Source organism: Mycoplasma sp. (ex Biomphalaria glabrata), assembly GCF_001484045.1.
In the GTDB taxonomy this organism is placed as follows: domain Bacteria; phylum Bacillota_I; class Bacilli_A; order Mycoplasmatales.
In genome coordinates this window covers 65,388-68,777 of record NZ_CP013128.1, presented here as the reverse complement: position 1 = coordinate 68,777, position 3,390 = coordinate 65,388, and the positions used below count along the sequence as shown (strand labels likewise).

Annotated in this window: 1 protein-coding gene; it reads left to right on the top strand. The window is 29.4% G+C overall.

The window, feature by feature from the left end; genetic code table 4:
- Nucleotides 1–363: 363 nt before the first annotated feature.
- Nucleotides 364–1,521 (top strand): hypothetical protein, encoded by a 1,158-nt coding sequence (locus ASO20_RS00250; RefSeq protein WP_085055919.1) that lies wholly within the window; start codon nucleotides 364–366, stop codon nucleotides 1,519–1,521.
- The last annotated feature ends 1,869 nt before the right edge of the window (nucleotides 1,522–3,390 follow it).

Sequence of the window (3,390 nt, the reverse complement as noted above, 5' to 3'; positions counted from 1 at the left end):
TATTAGCAAACAATCCAGTTAGTGATTATGGATTGCTAGGTTATATTGATGGAACTCCGTTTGATCCTGTTGTATTAGCAAATTATTTAATGAATAACTTCCCGGCACCATCAACATTTCTACCAGGGAAACGATATTTAAATGATTCATTAACAAGATTAATTACAGATAAAACTGCAATCAATGTATTTTTAACAGATCAAAGAAAACAAGTAATTGATCACTTTACAACAATTATTGGAATGATTGAACCATATTATTATGGTTTTGAAAGATTAGCAAACAATCCAGTTAGTGATTATGTATTGCTAGGTTATAATTGATGGAACTCCGTTTGATCCTGTTGTATTAGCAAATTATTTAATGAATAACTTCCCGGCACCATCAACATTTCTACCAGGGAAACGATATTTAAATGATTCATTAACAAGATTAATTACAGATAAAACTGCAATCAATGAATTTTTAACAGATCAAAGTAATTCATTACAAAAGACATGAAACCCAATTTATGATGAAATGGTAAATAATTACTACGGTTATACAACTGAAATGGATTCTTTAGTTAGCAGAACATTATTGATTATTCAAAAGGATGGAACTCCACTGGATTCAGTAGCATTATTAAAATTATTCAAACAAAACGTTATTGATATGCACGGAACTCAGGACTTCCCGTTCCCATCCGATGTTAAAGTTTGATTAGAAACTTTAGTAAATGAAAATAAAATTTCGGGTGAATTTGGAACACAAGAGAAGAATGCGTTGATTAGTGATATTGATAATTCTTTAACTCAATATAAAAATAGCAATTGAGGCTACAATATAATGATGCTAGCTTACTTTGATCATTATTTTTTAACTCCAGACGGGAAATCTACATTACCAGTTAGTGATATAGCAAATAATATTATTAACGATGCTAAGAGTGAATGAGGCGGGGAACAAAAAATTTATGATTTCTTTAATTCACAAAGTGTTGGACATGTATTTTTTGACTTAAGTGTATATGCACAACAACAAACAGAGTGTTTGAAAAATGACCTATCAAATATTTTAATAATTTTAAATCAAGGTTATAAACACAAAGATTTTATATTTAACCAAACATCATTGCCATTTGTCGGAGCAGAACACATTTGAACTTTCTTTAACACTAAAAATGGTTCAACTATAGGTTTACCAACGGATGTTGATTCAATGTACAACTTTTTTAAAGTACAAATCACTGAAACTAATTTAGTTAACGATAAAGCTGGTTTTTCACAAATTGCTTCTTACTTAAATAGTTTATACACAATTGTTAATGGCAATGTAGTAGCGAATGGGGAATTACTAAATTGATTAAATTGAGAAAATCAATCCGCAATAAATGAATACGCAATATCTGCTGCAAATAATATTATTAATAATAATTTGTCCTGAGTTCTGTGAATTTTCATCGGAATGATCGGTATTTGTTCTATAACTCATGTGATTTTATTTATGTATAAAAAAAATCAACCCAATAAAAGTAAATAATTTTTTATTATATATATTTCCTATGTCTCAAATTTAAATTTTATTAAAATTTAAATTTAAAATTATAACATATAAAAGAAAAAATACAAAGGAAAAATATGAATAAAAAATTCAAGTTATTGACACTTTTAGCGACTTTAACAACAGTTATGCTTGTGCCAATTTCAAAATTTATGAACTGGAATACTAATGAACAACAAATTAGTAAAAACCATTCACAGCAAACACAAACCACATTACAAACTCTTAACTCAACTACTCAGTGAGCAGATTATGCATCAAAATCTATAAAAGAATTTAATGCTAACGTATCACCATTTTTAAATCAATTCGAATTTTTTCTTAAAAATAAATTATATTTTGTCGATTTAACTTCAGTATATGAAAATCAAGCAACCCCATCTGAAAAAGATGCTATTGAAAAGATATCTTTATGAATCGGAAAAAGTTCTGATTATACATTTAGTCCGATGACTAACGAACAGTTGGTGGCTGCAGCAACCGCTAATTTTCCAGATAGCGTAAATCTAGACGAATTAGACACAGCTATTAAAGATTTTGTATCCATTCAATCAATTGCTGCAAAAACATTGATTGATTCGACTTATTCAAAATGAATTCAAACAATGGAGGGGACAGAAGACGGTCATCAATGAGGTTGATATAACCAAGATAGCTTACCAAACATGTTTCCAGCATTCGTAATTGATTCAAAAAACGGATTAACGTTTGATAAGAAAGATGATGACATTGCAAACCCTGGGTTAGGGTTGCAAATTTTATTAACAAGATTTCATGATAGTTTAGAAGCTGGTAATCCAGAACGTTTGACTGAACCATACTTAAATCCTATTTCAGGAAGTGCAATTGAAACGGCTTTTCATGAATATCAAACATGAGGTAAAAATCAATTTAGTTATTATGTTCAAAAAATTATTAATCAATATAATAGTTTTTATTATGGTTTTGATGACCAAAATTCACAAAATCAACAATATTGAAACTATTATTTAGATGATGCTACAGCAAATCCTCTTACTTCAGTTGACCAAGTTATTAGTAAATGAATAAATGTAATGAAGGACCCTTCATGAAATGCTTCAACTGCTATAAACTTTTTATTTTCAACTGATGTTTGAGCGGATTTATCTGTTGATTCGGTGGGCGGTAAGGATGCAACCATTGAACAATACGAATTTGTAGCAACATCGGATTTTAAGAATTTTACATTGATTAATGAAAACTCTTTTGAGTTAGCAACAAATGCTATATATAATCAATTTCTAGATAGCAATTATTTTGGGTATGCCGATCCAAATGGTGTATTTAATGTTAGTCAATATTTTTCTGGAACACCAGCGCAAATTGTTACAATACAGGAATTTAAAGATTCTTTTAATCACACAACAGCAACATATATTGAATTGAGTAAATATTTTATATGAACGCCTGAAGGTTCTTATTATAGACCAACCGAAAATCAAAACTTTTTGAATTATGTTTTCTATCAACAATCATCTCTAGAGCAAGATCTTCAATCAATTATTGATTTAGTTTCGCCATCATATTATGGTTATTCAGCATCTCCTGAATTTGGTGCAAATGCTATCTATCAAACAATTTTGTATACACACGCGGTAGGTACACCACTAAACGAACAAATGGTTGTTGATGCGTTTAAACAAGGTTTAACCGTTAGTGCTGAAGGTTTCCCAAAACCATATTCAGTTCGTCAATTCTTAGAAAATATAACTATTCAAAGTACAGATTTTCAAGCATTCATGCAAGATCAAAGAAAACAAGTAATTGATCACTTTACAACTATTATTGGAATGATTGAACCATATTATTATGGTTTTGAAAGATTAG